Genomic DNA, 17,811 nt, shown 5'->3' with positions numbered 1-17,811 from the left:
CTCCGCTACTTTCTACTCCTTTTAGCTTTCTTTAAGGAAATAGCAGAGCTCCTTTCCTCTTTCCAACGAAGCATTTCCAAATGGGCTAGTTTTTGCTACAATGAAAACATGAAATTTACTATTACCATCCCCGCAAGCCTGCCTCCGATGACCGTCAAAGAATTACTAGAAGACCAGCTGCTCATCCCACGAAAGATTCGGCACTTTCTCCGAACCAAGAAACACATTTTGGTTAACGGTGAGTCCATCCATTGGCAAACTTTGGTCAAGCCTGGTGACAGCATTCAACTGACCTTTGACAAAGAGGATTATCCAGAAAAAGAACTCCCCCCTGGCCAACCTCATCTGGTCAAGGAGCTCTATCAAGACGAGCATCTCATCATCGTCAACAAGCCAAACGGCATGAAAAGTCACGGCAATGAGCCGACAGAAGTCGCTCTGCTCAATCATGTGTCAAGCTATGTCGGACAGACCTGCTATGTCGTCCACCGGCTGGACAAAGAAACCAGTGGCGCCATCCTGTTTGCTAAAAATCCCTTTGTCCTCCCCATTCTCAACCGACTCTTGGAAAACAAAGAAATCTCCCGCGAATATTGGGCCCTTGCTCAAGGAAAATTTCCCAGCAAGACTATCGTTTATAAAGATAAAATTGGACGCGACCGCCATGACCGACGGAAACGCCTCGTTGATCCGAAAAAAGGACTCTACGCCGAAACTCATGTAACCCGACTTAAGGACTTTGGCAACACGACTCTGGTCAAATGTCAATTGAAAACCGGACGGACTCACCAAATTCGTGTCCATCTCGCCCATCACGGCCATCCCATTATCGGCGATCCTCTCTACCATTCTCAACCCCAAGGCCGCCTCATGCTCCATGCCCACCGCTTGACATTGACTCATCCGTTCACCCTAGAAACCATCAGCATGGAAGCACCGTCAGAGAGTTTTGAAGCAGAAATCAAACAGCATAGAAACAAGTCTAAAAAAGATAGCTAACCGGATAATAAAGTCCCAAAGACTTATACTCCACATCGACAACTAGCCACAATTCTTTCAAAAAACAGATTTTCCCCAAAAAGACGATTCCCTACCGGACATCGTCTTTTTCTTCTCCTCTATCTAGCAACTTAGCATGCCAGATATCAACAAGCAGCAATCTTATCTTGATAGGTCATCTGCCTTATGCCAAATTGCTCCCCAGTCCATCTTTGACTACTAGCACCTCCACCTCGTTTTGAATCATCCTATCTGACCAAAGAATGATCACAAAGTCACAAGAAAAAGCTCAGCTAGGCCGAGCTTTTGATTATTGATTTTTAAAGCGTTCTACATCACGCGCAATGACTAACTCTTCATCTGTCGGGATAACCAGAACTCTGACTTTAGCAGCTTCTGTTGAAATATCTCCTGTGGCACCAAAGAAATTCTTCTCTGGATCAACATCGCAGCCAAACCAAGAAATTCCTTCGATAACCATGCGACGGATGGTCACAGAGTTTTCACCAATACCAGCTGTAAAGATAATGGCATCTGCTCCATTTAAAATAGCTAAATACTGACCAATGTATTTTTGAATGCGATCCACAAAAATTTCATTTGCCAATTGTGCCTTTTCATCACCTGCACGCATAGCTTCATGAATATCACGCATATCGCTTGATTTCTCTGAAACACCCAACAGTCCAGATTCACGGTTCAGAATTCGACTGATATCTTCTGGCGTGTTGAAATCATCTGTATGCTGCATCAAGTATGGAATAATCGCTGGATCGATGTCACCCGTACGTGTTCCCATCATAACCCCACCAAGAGGAGTGAAGCCCATAGAAGTATCCACTGAGCGCCCCTTATCAACTGCTGTGATAGAAGCACCGTTTCCGATGTGGCAAGTGATGAGTTTCAATTCTTCAATCGGTTTACCCAAAAGTTTCGCAGCTTCGTGGGCTACATACTCATGGCTAGTTCCGTGCGCTCCGTATTTACGAACCTTATTTTCAGTGTAATACTTGGTTGGCAATGGATAGCGATAAGCTTTTTCTGGCATGGTTGTGTGGAAAGATGTATCAAAAACAGCCACACTGGTAATGTCTGGAAGAAGTTGCCTGAAAGCACGGATACCGTCAGCATTAGCAGGATTGTGTAAAGGAGCTAGCAGAGACAACTCTTCAATCTTTTCCAACACATCGTCGGTCACAAGAGCTGATTCTTTGAAATACTCGCCTCCAGCTACGACACGGTGCCCAACACCTGTGATTTCATCGTAAGATTGAATAATTTCAAATCGTTTCAAATCGTCCAATAAAATTTTCACAGCTTGTGTATGGTCAGCAATATCTAAGGTTTGGCGTTCAGAACGACCATCAAATTTAACCGTAGAGATTGAATCTTTGAGACCAATCCGCTCAATCAAACCTTTAGCTAGCACCTTTTCCTCTGGCATTGAATAAAGTTGCCATTTTAAACTTGAACTTCCGGCATTAATAGAAATAGTTTTTGACATCTCGTCACCTCTTTAAGCGTTTTCAAACTATTATATCAGAAATTTGTTCGAATTTCACTAACTTTGACCCAGTTTTGAAAACTTTCACGAAACTTTAAGATTTCATCCTGACTTTGCAAGTCCTGCAAAGGGTAGATAAACGGCTGGATGACTGATTCGCCTTGTTTTCTCAGGACAAATATCGTCTTAGCATTCTGTCGGCTCGCGAAAATCTTCTCTGGCAGGGAAATCATTGCCAAAAGCTGAGCGCTAGACAGTAGCCATTTTTTAAGCAGGTGACTTTGAGGACTCGTCAGCAGATTATTTGGTGCGAGAAAGATAGCATAGCCTCCCGGCTTCAAATATTTTAGCGATTGCTCCATCAAGAGATGATGGGCGTAAGTATGCTCGTCTGGACTGGCAACCTCATAACGAGCTGCCACGGCATCATCTGGATAATAGCCCACTGGCAAATCACTGACAATCAAGTCGCTTTCTTTCAGAACCTGAGGCCGCACCGCATCTCCTTGAGCAAAGTGTGCCTTAGAATTCATAACTTCGGCAATGCTGGCAGACAAATCAATCAGCAAATCGTCAATTTCTAGGCCCAGATAATCCATATTCTTTTGCGTGTGGTTGAGCAGAGTCTCCGCCAAATTGCCTGTCCCACTACCGATCTCTAGCAAATCAACTCTCTCGTCTCGGGCCAACTGGTCAATCAAAAAACTCAGCAAAAAGCCGACCGAATCCGGTGTGAACTGGTGATTAGCTTGGAGTGGCTCTGTCTGAGAAGCCTTCATAAAAATAAACTGATAAGCCCGACGCCACTCCTCCTTGGTCAAATGCAAGGCACGAAGCTTGTCATTGTTTTTCAGAATTTCTTGTAAGTCTGTATCTCCGTCCAGATAAATCCCATTCTGCTCAATCAAGGCATCATAGAAATTTGTCCCCAGCACATTTTGGATATTTTGCACGTTTTCTAAAAGTAGATGAAAAGCTCGTTCTATTTTTTCAAATTTCATGGCATCCTCCGTTGTCTTATGATACCAAAAAGAAGCCCTCTTTCCAAGGGCTATCGGATTACAAATCTTTTACATTTATATTAGTCGCTTCTCTTGTCGGTTGAAGGAGAGGGCGCTTTACTTTTTTTAGTATCTTTGGAGTCTTTAGCTTCCTTGTCCTCCTTCTCTGACTCCTTTTTGCTCTCAAAATAGAAAGAATAGCTCTTCTGATTGGCGAGTTGGCTGCTGACTTCCAGCATATTTCCCTGCCTGCGATAATGGGTGCTCCCTTTGTCAAAGGCTAACTGCCCGTTCTCCTCTGTGGCAGTCTCCTTGGTCAAAACAGCCAAGGCATAGGCTTCTGCCCGCTCCCGATTGGCTTGAAAGAGACGCTGATTGGCCACCTGCCGATTCAGATAAAATTGCAAGAGCAAGCTAAAGACTGCTGCCATAAAGAGGGCATAAAGCAAGATGCCTGCCTTAACTTTTATCTTGAACACGATAGATGTACTCTCTTTCTAAATTATTTTCAAACCGGAAGCGAAAGCGAACAAGGTCCCCCTCCTGACTGACCGGAGCAGCTTTGAGTCCATAGATCATGGGTTGATAGCCACGCCCCGAAGAATCCGTCTTGCGGAAATCATCACTCCGAGACTTGCCCAAAGCTATATTTTTACCATCCTGTTTGACATAGATTTTGTCGTTTTCGACTCGGTCAAATTGGCTGCGCGATAGCTCCGTCTCCAACTGATCGACAAATAAGAGCCATTCCTGCTGCTTATTTTCCTGTTGATGTCGCAGTTCAAAAGCCAGAAGCTTGGTCATCGACTGAAAGACTAGCATACCACCGCTCAAGACCAGCAGGGCGACTAGAGTCTCTAAGAGTGTAAAAGCTTTAATTTTAACGTTTTTTAACACTGAGCACCTTCTCCTCTTGGTGGTAGACGGTTAATTGCTGGTCGGTCTTGGTCTGGCGGACTGTGATGCCGTTGACCGTCAGATTTTCCTGTCCCGTCTGCATGGCCATCCGAGTAACCCGTAGGACTTCCTCCTCCTGCAATAATCGAGTCTGTTCCTTCCGCGACTGGCTAATCTGGCCAAGCAGGAGGCTGGCAATAGCCGCAAAAACCGCCATTGCCACCAGAGCCTCCAGCAAAATACTAGCCTCCATTCGTCGTCTTTTTAAACTTTCCATTGCCCATATAAAGCTGGTAAACAACCTTTTTATCCTCCGTTTGAAAAACAATCTTGCTGAGCGAAGAATTCCCGCCAGCCTGGTCAAACTGAATAGTCTGAGGAGCATGCTCCTGTAAGGTCTTGGGAAACTCCACCTGCTGGTAGCCATTGGAAATCTTACGCTCCGAAATGGTCAATTTGATCTTTTCATGCCCAGCTAGACTCAGCTTTTGGCTCTCCTGATAAAGATGCTCAAATTCCATGAAAAACAGCTGCTCCTGCACCTGATTAAAACCAGCCTGAACAGAGCCAGACAGACCTAATAAAATGAAACTGACTACAAATAAGGCTAGGAGACTTTCCAGCAGCGTAAAAGCCTTAATCCGCAACTGCACGAGGTTCACTGCTGTTTTTTCCATAGTAAGCCTTATAGGATGCTACCTGCTTATCGGTAATCCGACCATCAGCAACCAATTTCCCTAGAGTGGCTTTTTCATTAACATTCTTCAATTCATAAAGCTCAGCCTGACTTTCTACCACCTTGACTACGGCCGCATTGCCCGTATCTGAAACAGTATCCTTCTGCCTAGTCAAATTCGGAACAAACAAGAGCATCAAGACGCTGATGATTAAAAGAACGACTAACATTTCCACCAGAGTGAAAGCTTTAACCTTCAAAGTTTTTAATTTTTTCATAATTGAATCTCCATATTCTGATAAATTGGCAGCAACATAGCTGCATAAAGTAAAACGATCACGAGGGCGACAAAGACAAAGACGAGAGGCTGAATCAAATTCATGGCACGATTGATTCTCAGGAAAAACTCTTCCCAAGTCTTTTCGGCATACAGTTCCAATTCGTCACCCAACTTGGACTTGACCTCGCCGTATTCGATGATTAAGGCCAGCTCTTTCTTAAAGAAGGGGTAGGTACCGACCTTCTCGGCATAGCCCTGACCTGCACCTAGAGCCGTCTCCAAGTCTCGTCCCAGCTCCTGAAAGAGCTGAGAAGGCTGGTCCTGCATGATGAGAAAGATCTGGCTTAATTCCAGCCCTTGCCCAATCATATTTCCCCATTCACGCGCATAGTAGGCCGTCAGATAGGCTCGTACTAGGGTGCCAACAAAAGGAAACTTGGCCAAACGACTGAAAAATCTCATCTTAGAGCTCTTGCGAAAATAGAACCAGCCACCGCAAATCAGCAAGCAATTCACCAGAACGCCTCCCAAGAAGATTTGCGGTAGGTGATGAATGAACTGAGTAGCCATATTTTGACTATCCAGCTGGGGCAAGAGATAATTACGCAAGCCTAGCATAATCAGCACCAAAAACCCAAGCAGCATCAAGGGATAAGTCCCCACCTCAATCAATTTCTTACGAACCTTGGATAGATTTTCCAGATAATCCTCGATTTTACCCAAACTCAGATTTAGATTTCCATGCAACTCTGACAAAGATAGCTGGGTGACCACATTATCTGAAAAGCCCAAACGCTTCATAATCTGGGAAAACGACTGGCCGGCAGCCAAACCCGAACGCATTTCTGCGACATAGACCTCTTCTAAAAGGGCACTCCGCCGTAGAAAATCGACAATCTCTGCCAGATGAAAACCGCTGGTAAAGAGATTGCGGAACAGCTCGATAATCTTCTTTTGCTTAGGCGTAGATAATTTTTTCCGCCTGCCTTTGATCAGCTGTGATATGTCCATCTGCAAAAAGCTGGTCAATCTGCTGGTTCCAGAGACTGGCTTCATGCTGTTGATAGTCTTGGTTGACAAAGTCGATCACACCTCCTCCCCCGATTAAGCGCTGGTAACAGACGCCCTGTAACACCATGCGCAGCTCGTCCTCACTGACACCCAGCTCTAACAGGCGCTCATACACTCCGCGAATGCTCTTGGCATGGATGGTTGAAAAGACCGTGGCCCCTGTCAAACTAGCCCTTACCACCGCACGAGCCGTTTCTTGGTCGCGGATTTCCCCTATAATCAAAAGGTCCGGTCGGTGGCGCAGAGACAATTTGATAAGGCTGTCGTAGGTCATCCCGATGGTTTCATTCAGCTGAAGCTGGAGCATGTTTTCCTGCTTGATTTCCACAGGGTCTTCGATAGACATGACCTGTTGTTGGCCAAATCTCATCTGAGCCAGCTGGTGCATCAGCGTCGTCTTTCCACTGCCAACCGGCCCTGAAAACAGATAAAGGCCCCGAGAATTTACTTTTTCACGAAGATCAGGCAGATTATCAAACCAAAAACGCAGCTCACGCTCCTCATCGTGTAAGAGCCGAATCACCAGACTCTCGTAGCCACGATAATCCCCGACAGTCGACAGACGGAGCGAAACCGTGGCCTCTCCACAATCATAATCGCAGGAGCCTAGCTGACTGCGCCTCTTCTCCCCGACATTCATCCCCGAGACAAATTTAAAATGGCTGATGACTGACGACAGTAAATCAAAATCATAGGTTTGAATAAAACGCCGTTCATCTCCCACCCGCATATAGAGCTCATAGCAAGAGCTCTTGGGAATCAGATAGATATCTTGGGCCGCTTCCTGTCTGGCCAATTGAATCATTTCCTTTGCAATTTTTTGAACCATAAGTCCTCCTCACCTTACTATTCGCACAAAAAGAGAAAAAATAAAAAAAGAATGAAGAAATTTTCTCCATTCTTTGACTTTTATTCTACCTAGCCCGCACTTTTATTTTGCAAATACGGTGTTTTTCAGTGGCATTTTGCTTGCGGTAGCCTGGACGATACTTGCTCTTGGGGATCTTGCGTTCATTTTCTAACAAAAGCAGGGAGTGGTATTGCTGAATATCTTCATTGCACTCCTCACACCAACGTTGATCGGCCGGATCCCAGAAAATCGTCATAAGATCACTGCGGCTTTTATAAAATGGAGATGCTTCAGACATCTCTAGCCAGCGGTGTTTATAGTATTTGAGGGCGGTGTAATAATCATCGAAATACCTTTTTTCAATGATATCGTCCTCCCAACCGTCTAAAAACCACCAGGGCTCATAATCGCCATACATTTCTATTACGCTGTACATACCTGTCCCCTTTTGTATCCTATATTATATATAAATCTCTTTGATAATGAAACTATTTTGCTCGTGGGCGCTATAATAGTTCGTTTCTCATCAAAGAAAAGCAAAGAAACAAAAGGAAGTGTCCTTTTCTGTGCTTATTTCCAATTCAGATGCACATGCTCTTTCATTTCCTTATAGGCCGTATCAATCCGATCTTTGGTCGCCTGATCCAGCTGATTGCGATATTTTCCACCCTCAATGAAGTCTTCTAAGATAAGGGTTTGATAAGTGTAAAGCGGATAACCCTCTGGCGAATAAGTTCCCTTTTCCACACGACTGACCCAGCTTGGATGTGCCTGAGCTTTTTTGATAATGGTCTCCTTATCCGTCTTTTCAATGGTCACATCCATCAAGACGCCACGCTCGGTCCACTCAGCCGTATCCACACCAGCCATGGTTTCAATCCGCTGATTGGAGATAAAATTCCCCATAGAGTAGATAATTAGCTTCTTCTGACCATCTTTTTCAAGAATTTCTGAAGGCTGCACTACGTGCGGATGCCCCCCAAAAATGATGTCCGCTCCCCAGTCCACCATCTTGTGATAGAGCTCGACCTGCTCCTCATTTGGCTCCAGCTGGTATTCGATCCCCGTCTGTGGCATGACTACTGTAATGTTCGCTTCTTTCTCCGCCTGCTCAATCTCCGCTTTCATCTTCTCCTCATCAAAGGTTGATAGGTGATGATCAATCTCCTTCTGACTGAGATTGGACTCCAGGCCATTAAAACCATAGGAGTAAGCCAGAATAGCAATCTTGATGCCTTTTATCTCTTTGATCAGGATGGGCGATTTGTCCCTGTTTTTGTGAGTATAGACGCCGACTGGGCTAATTCCGTGATTTTCAAAGGCTTTGGCAGTCGTAAAGACTCCCTCAAGCCCTGAGTCTAGGATGTGATTATGGGCCAGATCCACCACTTGGTAGCCGGCATCTTTGATGGCGGGCACAACAGCCTCCGGAGCATTGAAAAGAGGATAGCCTCCCAAAGGATAGTCTGAGCGTATGGTCCCTTCAAAATCTCCCAAGACCAAATCTCCTTGCTGGAGCCAGTCCTTGACATAGGTGAAATTTTCCGAAAAATCATAGCTACCATCAGCCTTTTGGGCACTCATATAAAGCCCATCATGATACAAAAGATCGCCATTAGCCATGATGCGCACCGTTTTCGAGTCGGTATTCTTTCCTGCAACCGAGGAGGATTTGGGAGCATCTTTAGCAGCATTCCTACCGCTTCCCTTAGGCAGCCCCATGATGCTTTGGAAGAATAAAATGACAGTCGCTGATACAAATACCGCTCCCAGCAGGGCAAGGATAAAGGCACGGTTGCTTAACGCTACTTGTCGCTTGGTTCCAGATCTTTTCTCCATTTTGCCAACCTCCATATTACTTATATTTTATCATAAATTATTCCCCCAAGGGAATAAAAAAGAGTCTGGGACAAAAGTCCTAGCCTCTCAATTGTCTTTGGGTTGTCGAGCAAGACGCAGTGGTTGAGTGGGCTCTACTACGCTGATTTCATCAGCTTTTACAGTCCTACTCAACTGTGCGGAGGTGGGACGACGAAATCGAATTCTAAGCAATTACCGATTTCTGTCCCACTCTCTAAATATCAGGCAGAGCCCAGCATCAAGGACTGCAAATACCAGCGATAAGCTGCCCGATAATGATAGGCATTAAAAAACTTCATCTCCCCAATACCATAGCGCATCAAATAGTAAATCAGATAGCGCAAATGCAGGCTTTCCCACTCCAGACTCGTCCTTTGACAATGAGCATACTCATCCTCAAGCTCCCCATAGTAATCTCTGAATTGATTATAAATTTCTTGAATTTCCATTATAACTCCAATCTTTTTACTTTAACACTAGTTTAACGCAAAAAGGAGAGGATTAGGGGCAAGAAACGTATCTGGTATCATTTAAGAGCCAAAAGGTAGAGTAGGTCACTAGAAAATGACATTTCAGGGAATATTTTTGACATTTGGGAAAACTATATCCGTTTTAAAATATCTACAATCTGTTTACAAGCTGTTCCATCTCCATAAGGATTGCTAGCTTTACTCATTTTTTGATATTCGTTATCTTTTTCTAAAAGTAACTTAAAGTTCTGATAAATCGTTTCTTCTTCTGTTCCTACTAGCTTTAAAGTCCCCGCTGCCACACCTTCTGGTCTTTCTGTAGTATCACGCATAACCAAAACAGGCTTACCCAAAGACGGAGCCTCTTCTTGAACTCCGCCAGAATCTGTTAGAATCATGTAGCTACGGTTCATGAAATTATGAAAATCAAGGACATCTAGTGGTTCTATAATCTGAATACGCTCAATATCTCCAAAAATCTCAGCTGCTGTTTCTCTGACTAAAGGATTTTTATGAATTGGATAAACAACCTTGACATCTGTATGTTCATTTAAAACACGCTTGACAGCCCGAAACATATGTTTCATAGGTTCTCCAAGATTTTCTCGTCTATGAGCAGTAAGAAGGATCAAACGACTTCCAGCAACCCAATCTAAGACAGGATGTGAATAATCCTCTCTAACCGTCGTTTTAAGCGCATCAATCACTGTATTCCCAGTAACATATACATTGTCGCGTCCTTCTTTTTCGAGATTTTCTCTTGCCAATTCAGTCGGTGCAAAATGACAGTTTGCGATAATTGATGTCGACTGACGATTGAACTCCTCTGGAAAAGGACTTTGTAAATTGTAGGTGCGTAATCCTGCCTCTACATGCCCCACTTTAATTCCTAGATAAAAGGCTGCTAAAGCTGCTGCATAAGTAGTAGTAGTATCACCATGTACAAGTACAATGTCTGGTCGTTCATTTTCTAAAACAGGTTTTATTTTATCTAGAATACTCGTTGTAATGGAAAATAAAGTTTGATTTACCTTCATAATCTCCAAATCATAGTCTGGTTTAACACCAAACAGTTCTAAAACAGGGCTCACCATTTCTTTGTGTTGACCCGTCACACAAACAAGAGTTTCTATTTCACCTTGCTTTTTCAACTCATTTACTAATGGGCACATCTTTATCGCTTCTGGACGTGTACCAAAAACTAACATGATTTTTTTCATCGTCTATCTCCACTTTTCAACTTACCTAGTAAAAATAATCTAGATATTAACAAATACACCTCTGAAATACTGCAACAAATTGCAAGAGTTGTTAACTCAAATTGATTAATAGAGATCAATAAAGCAATTCCCGCTATTTGCAATACAGCAGACTTCATCGTAGTCACTGTCGTTTCCTTTTCCATACCTCGTGTACCAAGAACCGGCCAACCAATCAACATTGAATAAAAACTAGCTATAAATACTGGCAATAACATTTTCAAAACCTCACCAGCTTGGTAAAAATTTGTACCGCCAATAAGCACCATGATAGCCTCTCCCCAAAATAATATTACTACACTTCCAAAAAAAATTGGAATTGCAAATAACATGGAAATTTTTCTTACCAAAGACAAGTCTGCGACCGATAACATATAAGGGTATATACTATTGACAATCGGATTATACAATGATTTGACTGCCGCAACTATCTGCATACAAATACTCCAATAAGCAATTTCTATTTTTCCTAGATAAACTCCCACTATAAGCGTTGTAAGTGTTCCAAAAATAGTCGTAGCAAAATTAGAGAAGAAATAGATAGAAGAATCTTTTAAGTCAGCAATCCAAATTTTGTAATTGTCAAATGAAATGCCAATTCTAATTCTAAAAATAAAGTAAAATGATATTGAAGCAGCAATTATATTTCCTAGTATTTCTAATATTGGAATATACAACAAATCCGCATCTCCTTTTACTTTAACAAACGTTAATATCAACACCAATGTTTTTGATATTAAAAATGGAATTGTTACATATTCCATTCGTTCTAATCCTCTAAAAAGAAAATCAGGAATAAGAATTGTCGTTACTGAAGATAAGAAAAATAACCAAACAAACAACTTATTTGAACCTAATAGTTCTAAATATTCCGTGAGAAATATTGTAGAAATTATACCTAATAATACAAGTATTGCCTTTTCTACCAAAACATTACCAGTAACTCTTCCGACTTTAGAGTAATCATTCTTAAATCTTACAATTAGCTTCGTTGCAGATAAAATAAAACCGAAATCAATGATAAGTTGAACATATGCATTATAAGACTTAACATACGCAACTAATCCATAATTATCAATTGATAATACTCTAGTCAAATACGGTAGGGTTATAATAGGAAATATCATTTTAACAAATGTTAAAATGTATAAATATAAAGTGTTTTTTAACAATTTACTTTTTTTAGCGCTCATACTCTAATAACTTCTCTTCTAATAAATCATAGTGTAATTTTGCTTTAGTAATCTCTTGATTAGGTATCGTCACAACCTCTTTACTCATTTTCTTAAACAGCTTATAAATTTCCTCTTCGGATGAATCATAAAGTGAAATACAATTGTCAGGATATCCAATACGATTGTAATATCTTTTTGATTTCGTTGGATGCTCTGCAATACAAATTACTGATTTTTGAAAAAGAGTTGCAAGTACACCAACATGTAACTTACAGGTTACTACATTATCAACTTTTTGTAATAAATAAAGTAATTCAAAAGGCGAATCATATCTAAAGTGCGAAAAATCTGTCTTTACTAATTTTTTAAAACGACCTAATTTTTCATCTTCATCTCTTAAAATTTGATCTGAACCAATAACAAAGTGATACTCATTTGTATCTTGCGTCAATCTATTAACTAGACTAGCAAATTTTTCAAGGGCCTCATCTGAATGATTGTAATGTACAAAAACCAATCTTCTCCCCTCCGATTCAGTAATAATCCTATCAATTTGCTCTGTCTTTTCTGCAATTTGAGAATAGTCAAATGATAATATAGAATCTGCCCCTTCAATTACTGAATCAACACCTAGTTTTTCTAAAGCTATTTTTGATTCATTGTCTCGTACAGTCACTAATTTTGCCTTTTTACAGACAGCTTTTATTGATTGTGTCAGAATAGGATTAGTGTTTGGACCGGCTCCAATTCCAGATATAATTATATCTCTTTTTTTTATTAAGCTACTCAAACCAACTGGCATAAACCTTACAAACTGCATCAAATTATGTTTTAATCTTGCATTATGCCCTTCACCAAAATATCCACCTGAAAAGTAGATTAGCAAGTCTGCACTTCTCGAATCATTTTTCGAAAAATCATAATTACTAATATATTTTTTAAAATAATCCGACGGATTATAAAACGATATCTGTGCATTTGGTAATACTTGTTTAATAAATGAGTAGTAAATTTCCCCATAAAGAAAATCCCCAAAATTAGACGAACCAAAATCTGTTGCACCATGTAATAAAATCTTCATATTTTCCTACTTTCTGTATTGTGCGCTAAAAAAACCATCCACAACAACTGGGATAACTGTAATGATTACTAACGGTCTCATGATATCCATCAATCCTGCTCGAATACATAAAAAAATTATAAATAGTAATGAGAAATACATTGGGAGTCTATCCTTAAATTTATACTTAATATCCCCAATTTTTCCAAGTAACTGGCCAAAGAAAAAACTTATAACTAATGCACCTATAATGCCAAAATTCCAATAAAAATCTCCAATGAGACTCGAACCAACAGGAATACCCGTATAGCGATTAATTAATACAGTAGAATAACCTGCATTAAAAAATGTTGGAAATAGACTACCTAATGGGAAAATAGATAACACACTACGAATAAATGTCAAACCATATTCATATTGAAAAACACTTGGCACATACTTTAATACAGAAACAACTGAATACATACTTAAGCCCGTCTCTGCAAAAGTTTCACCAAAAATTTTTCTTAGAAATTCTAGAGATATTAGGCTAGAAAAAAACTCAGGAATTATTGAAGTTAAATTTGTCCTGTATTCTCTTATAATATATATTAAATTCAAGAAAAGAAATACCAAAATACTATTTATAAATGCTGATGAAACTTTATATTTATTCTTCCCATGCAAACTATTATAACATAGCAAAACTGTCAAAATAGAAAATAATTGACTCTTTCTACTACCACTGAAAATCATTATTATTAAAAAGAACGTACAAATACAATAAGTAAATAACTTTGCAGTTTGTCTGTTCCATTTTCTACTACATAAAATATATAAAGAGCCTGGAATAACCAGATAACTGAAATCATCTAATAGCCCTGTAGAACCCGCAACATCTGCATAAGCAACATACGTCCCTGCATTATAAGTAGAAGTAACTACAACATAAGAATTTATAAGGGCACACACAAAACCTATCCAAAATATTATGAAACCTACATTAAACATTTTTATATCCGTTTCTTTTTTTGAATTTTCGTTGAAATTGACTTCAATTCTCTTATTAAATGAAAGATGCACAAAATAACCAAAACAAATACAAGTTATGCTTTGAAGAGCATATAGTGAGCCTTTAAACATTTCAGTTGGTGAAAAGTAAATAGCCGGATTCCAAATTAAAGATGTTTCTAAATTAAAGATTTTCAAAAATATATGTCCAAACATGAACAAATAAGAGGATAGTACATACCATAATGAGGGCTCTGTCAAGGGAGTCTTAAAAATTAATATGTAACCAATAATATTTAAGAGTAAGGATCCAAAAATCCAGGGAGATATTATATATTCATAACTTGAAATATATGAGCTAAAAAAATTTTGATATGCCCAATAAAAGAATATTGTCATGAAAAACAAATAACTTATTAAAAAAAGTAAATCTTTTACTGAAATTTTTAGATTGCTATTTATTTGATTTTTTTTCAAGACTTTCTAGCCTCCTCACATACCATGATTTTTGTATTGGAGCTAAATAATTTACATCCCTCTGCATTTGGATTGTTTTATCTACTGCCACTCTGGTATCATTAAATCCAACTATCTCTTTCGCCCATTCTTTAAGATCTATATTTAGAGGCAAAGACGTATATAATTCAGAAAATTTTGACTCATTTGTAATGTTGCTAGAGACAACAATGGGCAAACCGTTCATTTGTGCTTCTATAAGAGTAATTGGAAAACCTTCAAAAAGAGACGGTAAGACAAATACATCCATTAAATTAAGTAACTTATGTACATCATCTCTAACTCCTGTAAAAATTACAAAATCATCAATGCCTAACTCATGGACTTTCTCTCTTAGCTGAGATTCTAGACTTCCACGCCCAATAAGCATTAATCTACTATGTGGAGCAATTTTTAAAATTTCACTAAATAAATTAACTAAGAAAAGCTGATTTTTTTGACACTCTAATCTTCCCACATTTCCGATTACAAAATTAGACTCAACCTTCCATTCCTGACGTAATTTCTGACGTAATTTTGAATTAAATATAAATTTTGTTCCATCAATAGCATTACTCATTATGTGGATATTATTATTTTTATAATTCTTTTCTCCCCACATCCAACAAGCAGAATCTATCCCACAAGCAAACAAATCTGTAGCAAACAAACGAGTTAAGGCAGAAAAGATCTTCCGTTTTATAGTCTGGTATCTATTTTCTGGAACATAAGCCATATGAGCGTGAGCTATTCGAATTTTAATACCTAAAACAAAAGCAATAATAATAAAAGCAAATCCCCAGTATCCTTGTGAAACATGAATAATATCGTATTGATTATTTCTCATAATTCTATAAAGAGATTTTATATATTTGAATAAGCCACTCGTTTTTAATGAAGGAACATGAAATATTTGACATCCTTTATTTAGTAGTTCTTCCTCGAGAATTCCTTTATCTTCCGAGTGTACAATAAAATCAAATTCCAGATCAGGAATCATTCTAACAGTATAGTCAAAAATAACCCTATCTGCTCCTCCCCCATCTAATGCTGGAATTGTATGTAAAATTTTTGCCATTTTTCTCCCTTAATTTAGTAATCTAGAAAGATTTCTCTCGAATCTATTTTGTTGTTTATTAACTTCCTTTAAAAAACTCTCACAACCATTAGATAAATTATTCCAATCAATCTCACTATACTTTAAAAATAAAAAGTCTCCTAAATTTTCTTCTAAATCTAGATCCACAGTTATTCCAAAATTATACGTATTTGAAATCTCTTCCATAAAAGTATTTTCACAGACCAATATAGGTATATTCAAAATTGCAGCATAGTACAGTTTATTAGATAAAGCATAATCCAACACTGGAGTATTATTCCCATATAAGTTATTTACAAAATCAGCATCTTCATAAAACTTCAAAGTATCTTCCGATTGAAACGTTCCTATTAATCTGACATTTTCTATTTGGTTTTCTTCGCAAAAATCTTCAAGTTCTTGTGCTCGAGTACCAATAAAACTAATTTCAAATCTAGAGTCATTTTTTAATTTTAAAAGTAACTTTTTGTGCTGCTCTTGATAATTAACATATCCCACAAAAACAATATGTAACTTGCTCTTATTTTTTTTTCTATTTTTAATGCGCTCTAAAGCCTCATTTGGCCACTTGCGAATATTATGAGCAATTTCATAATCTATATCTTTAGGTAAAAATTTCAAAAAACCTTCTGAAGAAACAATATTCATGGCAGAATTGCTTAATAATTTCTTTTCTATCGCAAAAATTATTTTATTATCTTCATAAGTATAATCTCGAATATCAACTATAAACTGATGTTTAAACTTTTTTAATAAAATATCATGTAACAACAAAGCGCTCAAAGTTTGCAATAATATCACGACATCAAATTCTTGGTCTAATAAAATTTTTTTAATAAACTTCCGATACCTACAATATCCTAATATTTTATCAGTTTTAGTTGCGAATTTATGCTGAAACCTATATATATCATTATCTTTATAAGTCTCATTTAAATTAGCTCTATCCCAATAAATAATTGAAACCGGATGATTTATTTGAGACAGATAGGTTTGTAAATATGGGACAAGATATATGTTCCCCATAGTAATGATACAAATTTTTTTCATTTACATACTACTTTCTTATAATTGACTTATACTATTTTATAATTATTCACTCAATCTCTTTATCACGAACAAATATGAAAAATTGATAACTCTAAAAAAACTATGATCTCTTTACGTTAATATAAAGAGGTGAATCAATTTTTATTAAGCTTATTTCATTTAAAAACATTTCACTAAAAAACATAATATTAAGAAAAATAGAGTATTTTTCAATGTGCCATCCAAATAAGCGATACTTAAAAAACTATTTACTTTGTTCTAAAATTTTCGTTAACTTACTCACATCTCCCCAGACAGCCTTTGAATCATATGGTCTATCAGGAAATGCTCCATATTGCAATTTAATATTAAAGTTATTCTCTTGTATAAATCGTTCTACTCTATCAGCTAACTTTTCAGGGCTCCCTGAACATATATTAATGATACCTACAATGTTATCCTGTAATACTGTCTGTGCAACTCCAACACAAAAATCATCATAATCAATAAAATCGAACTGGTTCAACCCCATTGTAAATGGAAATACCTCTTGTTGATTATCATTCGCTTGAACAATTTTTGAAAAAATGGAACTGCCATCAATCGTATTACCTACAATATAAAATCCTCTCAACCATTGGAAAATAATACTATGTTTTTTACAAAGTAATTCTACTGCATTTCTTAAAGCGTTCTTACTAATTCCATATAAACTTTGCGGATTTGTTGGAGTCGTTTCATTTATTGAACCTTCAAAAAAACCAACTTCGTGCATACTTCCTAAAACTGCTACTTTTTTCACTCCTGCCTCTACCATTTTTTTTATAAACTCATAATGTTCAGGTAAGTCTCGTAAATGGTTATCTGAGTGATGGATAAATCCATCTCGCCAGGCCATATGAACTAAAATATCTGGCTGTTCAAAGAATTCAAATGGATTTGTTAATTTAAATAAATCAACACATTTAATTGTTGCTCGTTGGTCAATGAAATCACTGTGAAAATCCGTAGCTATTACGTTCACTCCTTGATCCAGGAGAACCTTTACAACTCCTTTACCCAAATAACCGTTTGCTCCCGTGACTAGTATCTTCAT

Annotated in this window: 20 protein-coding genes; 1 reads left to right on the top strand and 19 read right to left on the bottom strand. The window is 38.4% G+C overall.

Going from position 1 to position 17,811, the window contains the following annotated elements; all coding sequences use genetic code 11:
* The first annotated feature begins 108 nt into the window (after positions 1 to 108).
* Positions 109 to 999 (top strand): RluA family pseudouridine synthase, encoded by an 891-nt coding sequence (locus tag HBA50_RS00910; protein WP_045500311.1) that lies wholly within the window; start codon positions 109 to 111, stop codon positions 997 to 999.
* Between the two features lie 310 nt (positions 1,000 to 1,309).
* On the opposite strand, the gene HBA50_RS00905 is transcribed toward HBA50_RS00910, so the two are convergent.
* The 19 genes from HBA50_RS00905 to HBA50_RS00810 form a co-directional block, all read right to left on the bottom strand.
* Entirely contained in the window at positions 1,310 to 2,503 is a 1,194-nt protein-coding gene (locus HBA50_RS00905; RefSeq protein WP_045500304.1) for an acetate kinase, read from the bottom strand.
* A 35-nt stretch (positions 2,504 to 2,538) separates the two neighbouring features.
* On the bottom strand, positions 2,539 to 3,504 hold the full coding sequence (locus HBA50_RS00900; protein WP_045500301.1) for a class I SAM-dependent methyltransferase: 966 nt from the start codon (positions 3,502 to 3,504) through the stop codon (positions 2,539 to 2,541).
* An 80-nt stretch (positions 3,505 to 3,584) separates the two neighbouring features.
* The gene (comGG, locus tag HBA50_RS00895) at positions 3,585 to 3,983 is read right to left on the bottom strand and encodes a competence type IV pilus minor pilin ComGG (protein ID WP_045500299.1); all 399 of its coding nucleotides are present in this window, start codon (positions 3,981 to 3,983) and stop codon (positions 3,585 to 3,587) included.
* Positions 3,964 to 4,401 (bottom strand): competence type IV pilus minor pilin ComGF, encoded by a 438-nt coding sequence (comGF, locus tag HBA50_RS00890; RefSeq protein ID WP_045500297.1) that lies wholly within the window; start codon positions 4,399 to 4,401, stop codon positions 3,964 to 3,966. Before comGF ends, comGG begins: the two co-directional genes overlap by 20 nt.
* A complete protein-coding gene (gene comGE, locus HBA50_RS00885; protein ID WP_200893262.1) occupies positions 4,385 to 4,678 on the bottom strand; it encodes a competence type IV pilus minor pilin ComGE in 294 nt (97 codons plus the stop codon). Before comGE ends, comGF begins: the two co-directional genes overlap by 17 nt.
* Entirely contained in the window at positions 4,644 to 5,078 is a 435-nt protein-coding gene (comGD, locus tag HBA50_RS00880; RefSeq protein ID WP_045500291.1) for a competence type IV pilus minor pilin ComGD, read from the bottom strand. Before comGD ends, comGE begins: the two co-directional genes overlap by 35 nt.
* Complete coding sequence (gene comGC, locus HBA50_RS00875) at positions 5,038 to 5,355, bottom strand: competence type IV pilus major pilin ComGC (RefSeq protein ID WP_045500288.1); 318 nt, start codon at positions 5,353 to 5,355, stop codon at positions 5,038 to 5,040. The genes comGD and comGC overlap by 41 nt, the downstream gene beginning before the upstream one ends.
* Positions 5,352 to 6,368 carry a competence type IV pilus assembly protein ComGB gene (gene comGB / locus HBA50_RS00870; protein WP_045500287.1) on the bottom strand — a complete coding sequence of 339 codons (1,017 nt, stop codon included), beginning with the start codon at positions 6,366 to 6,368 and terminating at the stop codon, positions 5,352 to 5,354. The genes comGC and comGB overlap by 4 nt, the downstream gene beginning before the upstream one ends.
* Complete coding sequence (gene comGA, locus HBA50_RS00865; RefSeq protein ID WP_045500284.1) at positions 6,316 to 7,257, bottom strand: competence type IV pilus ATPase ComGA; 942 nt, start codon at positions 7,255 to 7,257, stop codon at positions 6,316 to 6,318. The genes comGB and comGA overlap by 53 nt, the downstream gene beginning before the upstream one ends.
* Before the next feature lie 85 nt (positions 7,258 to 7,342).
* Positions 7,343 to 7,714: a DUF1033 family protein gene (locus HBA50_RS00860; RefSeq protein WP_045500282.1), complete on the bottom strand. Its 372-nt coding sequence runs from the start codon at positions 7,712 to 7,714 to the stop codon at positions 7,343 to 7,345.
* Positions 7,715 to 7,848: 134 nt separating this feature from the next.
* Positions 7,849 to 9,117, bottom strand: coding sequence for a CapA family protein (locus HBA50_RS00855; RefSeq protein ID WP_045500279.1), 1,269 nt, complete (start codon positions 9,115 to 9,117; stop codon positions 7,849 to 7,851).
* A gap of 242 nt (positions 9,118 to 9,359) precedes the next feature.
* Entirely contained in the window at positions 9,360 to 9,587 is a 228-nt protein-coding gene (comW, locus tag HBA50_RS00845; RefSeq protein WP_045500276.1) for a sigma(X)-activator ComW, read from the bottom strand.
* 152 nt (positions 9,588 to 9,739) lie between these two features.
* Positions 9,740 to 10,828, bottom strand: a complete 1,089-nt coding sequence (wecB, locus tag HBA50_RS00840; protein ID WP_045500273.1) for a non-hydrolyzing UDP-N-acetylglucosamine 2-epimerase — start codon at positions 10,826 to 10,828, stop codon at positions 9,740 to 9,742.
* On the bottom strand, positions 10,825 to 12,060 hold the full coding sequence (locus HBA50_RS00835; protein ID WP_045500270.1) for an oligosaccharide flippase family protein: 1,236 nt from the start codon (positions 12,058 to 12,060) through the stop codon (positions 10,825 to 10,827). The genes wecB and HBA50_RS00835 overlap by 4 nt, the downstream gene beginning before the upstream one ends.
* Positions 12,050 to 13,123: a polysaccharide pyruvyl transferase family protein gene (locus tag HBA50_RS00830; RefSeq protein ID WP_045500267.1), complete on the bottom strand. Its 1,074-nt coding sequence runs from the start codon at positions 13,121 to 13,123 to the stop codon at positions 12,050 to 12,052. Before HBA50_RS00830 ends, HBA50_RS00835 begins: the two co-directional genes overlap by 11 nt.
* 6 nt (positions 13,124 to 13,129) lie before the next feature.
* Positions 13,130 to 14,569, bottom strand: a complete 1,440-nt coding sequence (locus HBA50_RS00825) for an O-antigen polymerase (RefSeq protein WP_045500264.1) — start codon at positions 14,567 to 14,569, stop codon at positions 13,130 to 13,132.
* Positions 14,547 to 15,665: a glycosyltransferase gene (locus HBA50_RS00820; protein WP_052687629.1), complete on the bottom strand. Its 1,119-nt coding sequence runs from the start codon at positions 15,663 to 15,665 to the stop codon at positions 14,547 to 14,549. The genes HBA50_RS00825 and HBA50_RS00820 overlap by 23 nt, the downstream gene beginning before the upstream one ends.
* A gap of 9 nt (positions 15,666 to 15,674) precedes the next feature.
* Positions 15,675 to 16,736, bottom strand: a complete 1,062-nt coding sequence (locus tag HBA50_RS00815; RefSeq protein WP_080940889.1) for a glycosyltransferase family protein — start codon at positions 16,734 to 16,736, stop codon at positions 15,675 to 15,677.
* 244 nt (positions 16,737 to 16,980) lie between these two features.
* The gene (locus tag HBA50_RS00810) at positions 16,981 to 17,811 is read right to left on the bottom strand and encodes an NAD-dependent epimerase/dehydratase family protein (RefSeq protein ID WP_045500259.1); all 831 of its coding nucleotides are present in this window, start codon (positions 17,809 to 17,811) and stop codon (positions 16,981 to 16,983) included.

This window comes from Streptococcus cristatus ATCC 51100 (assembly GCF_011612585.1).
Lineage (GTDB): Bacteria > Bacillota > Bacilli > Lactobacillales > Streptococcaceae > Streptococcus > Streptococcus cristatus_H.
Note: the sequence above shows the minus strand (reverse complement) of the source record. Positions and strands in the feature narration are given on the sequence as shown.

What these genes read in the sequence shown, in the direction of transcription:
- comGC (WP_045500288.1), bottom strand. Translation starts at nt 5,355, where the DNA reads ATGAAAAAATTAAAAACTTTGAAGGTTAAAGCTTTCACTCTGGTGGAA.
- HBA50_RS00810 (WP_045500259.1), bottom strand. Translation starts at nt 17,811, where the DNA reads ATGAAGATACTAGTCACGGGAGCAAACGGTTATTTGGGTAAAGGAGTT.
- HBA50_RS00820 (WP_052687629.1), bottom strand. Translation starts at nt 15,665, where the DNA reads ATGGCAAAAATTTTACATACAATTCCAGCATTAGATGGGGGAGGAGCA.
- comGD (WP_045500291.1), bottom strand. Translation starts at nt 5,078, where the DNA reads ATGGAAAAAACAGCAGTGAACCTCGTGCAGTTGCGGATTAAGGCTTTT.
- HBA50_RS00830 (WP_045500267.1), bottom strand. Translation starts at nt 13,123, where the DNA reads ATGAAGATTTTATTACATGGTGCAACAGATTTTGGTTCGTCTAATTTT.
- comGE (WP_200893262.1), bottom strand. Translation starts at nt 4,678, where the DNA reads ATGGAAAGTTTAAAAAGACGACGAATGGAGGCTAGTATTTTGCTGGAG.
- HBA50_RS00860 (WP_045500282.1), bottom strand. Translation starts at nt 7,714, where the DNA reads ATGTACAGCGTAATAGAAATGTATGGCGATTATGAGCCCTGGTGGTTT.
- comW (WP_045500276.1), bottom strand. Translation starts at nt 9,587, where the DNA reads ATGGAAATTCAAGAAATTTATAATCAATTCAGAGATTACTATGGGGAG.
- HBA50_RS00835 (WP_045500270.1), bottom strand. Translation starts at nt 12,060, where the DNA reads ATGAGCGCTAAAAAAAGTAAATTGTTAAAAAACACTTTATATTTATAC.
- HBA50_RS00910 (WP_045500311.1), top strand. Translation starts at nt 109, where the DNA reads ATGAAATTTACTATTACCATCCCCGCAAGCCTGCCTCCGATGACCGTC.
- wecB (WP_045500273.1), bottom strand. Translation starts at nt 10,828, where the DNA reads ATGAAAAAAATCATGTTAGTTTTTGGTACACGTCCAGAAGCGATAAAG.
- HBA50_RS00905 (WP_045500304.1), bottom strand. Translation starts at nt 2,503, where the DNA reads ATGTCAAAAACTATTTCTATTAATGCCGGAAGTTCAAGTTTAAAATGG.
- HBA50_RS00900 (WP_045500301.1), bottom strand. Translation starts at nt 3,504, where the DNA reads ATGAAATTTGAAAAAATAGAACGAGCTTTTCATCTACTTTTAGAAAAC.
- HBA50_RS00855 (WP_045500279.1), bottom strand. Translation starts at nt 9,117, where the DNA reads ATGGAGAAAAGATCTGGAACCAAGCGACAAGTAGCGTTAAGCAACCGT.
- comGB (WP_045500287.1), bottom strand. Translation starts at nt 6,368, where the DNA reads ATGGACATATCACAGCTGATCAAAGGCAGGCGGAAAAAATTATCTACG.
- comGA (WP_045500284.1), bottom strand. Translation starts at nt 7,257, where the DNA reads ATGGTTCAAAAAATTGCAAAGGAAATGATTCAATTGGCCAGACAGGAA.
- HBA50_RS00815 (WP_080940889.1), bottom strand. Translation starts at nt 16,736, where the DNA reads ATGAAAAAAATTTGTATCATTACTATGGGGAACATATATCTTGTCCCA.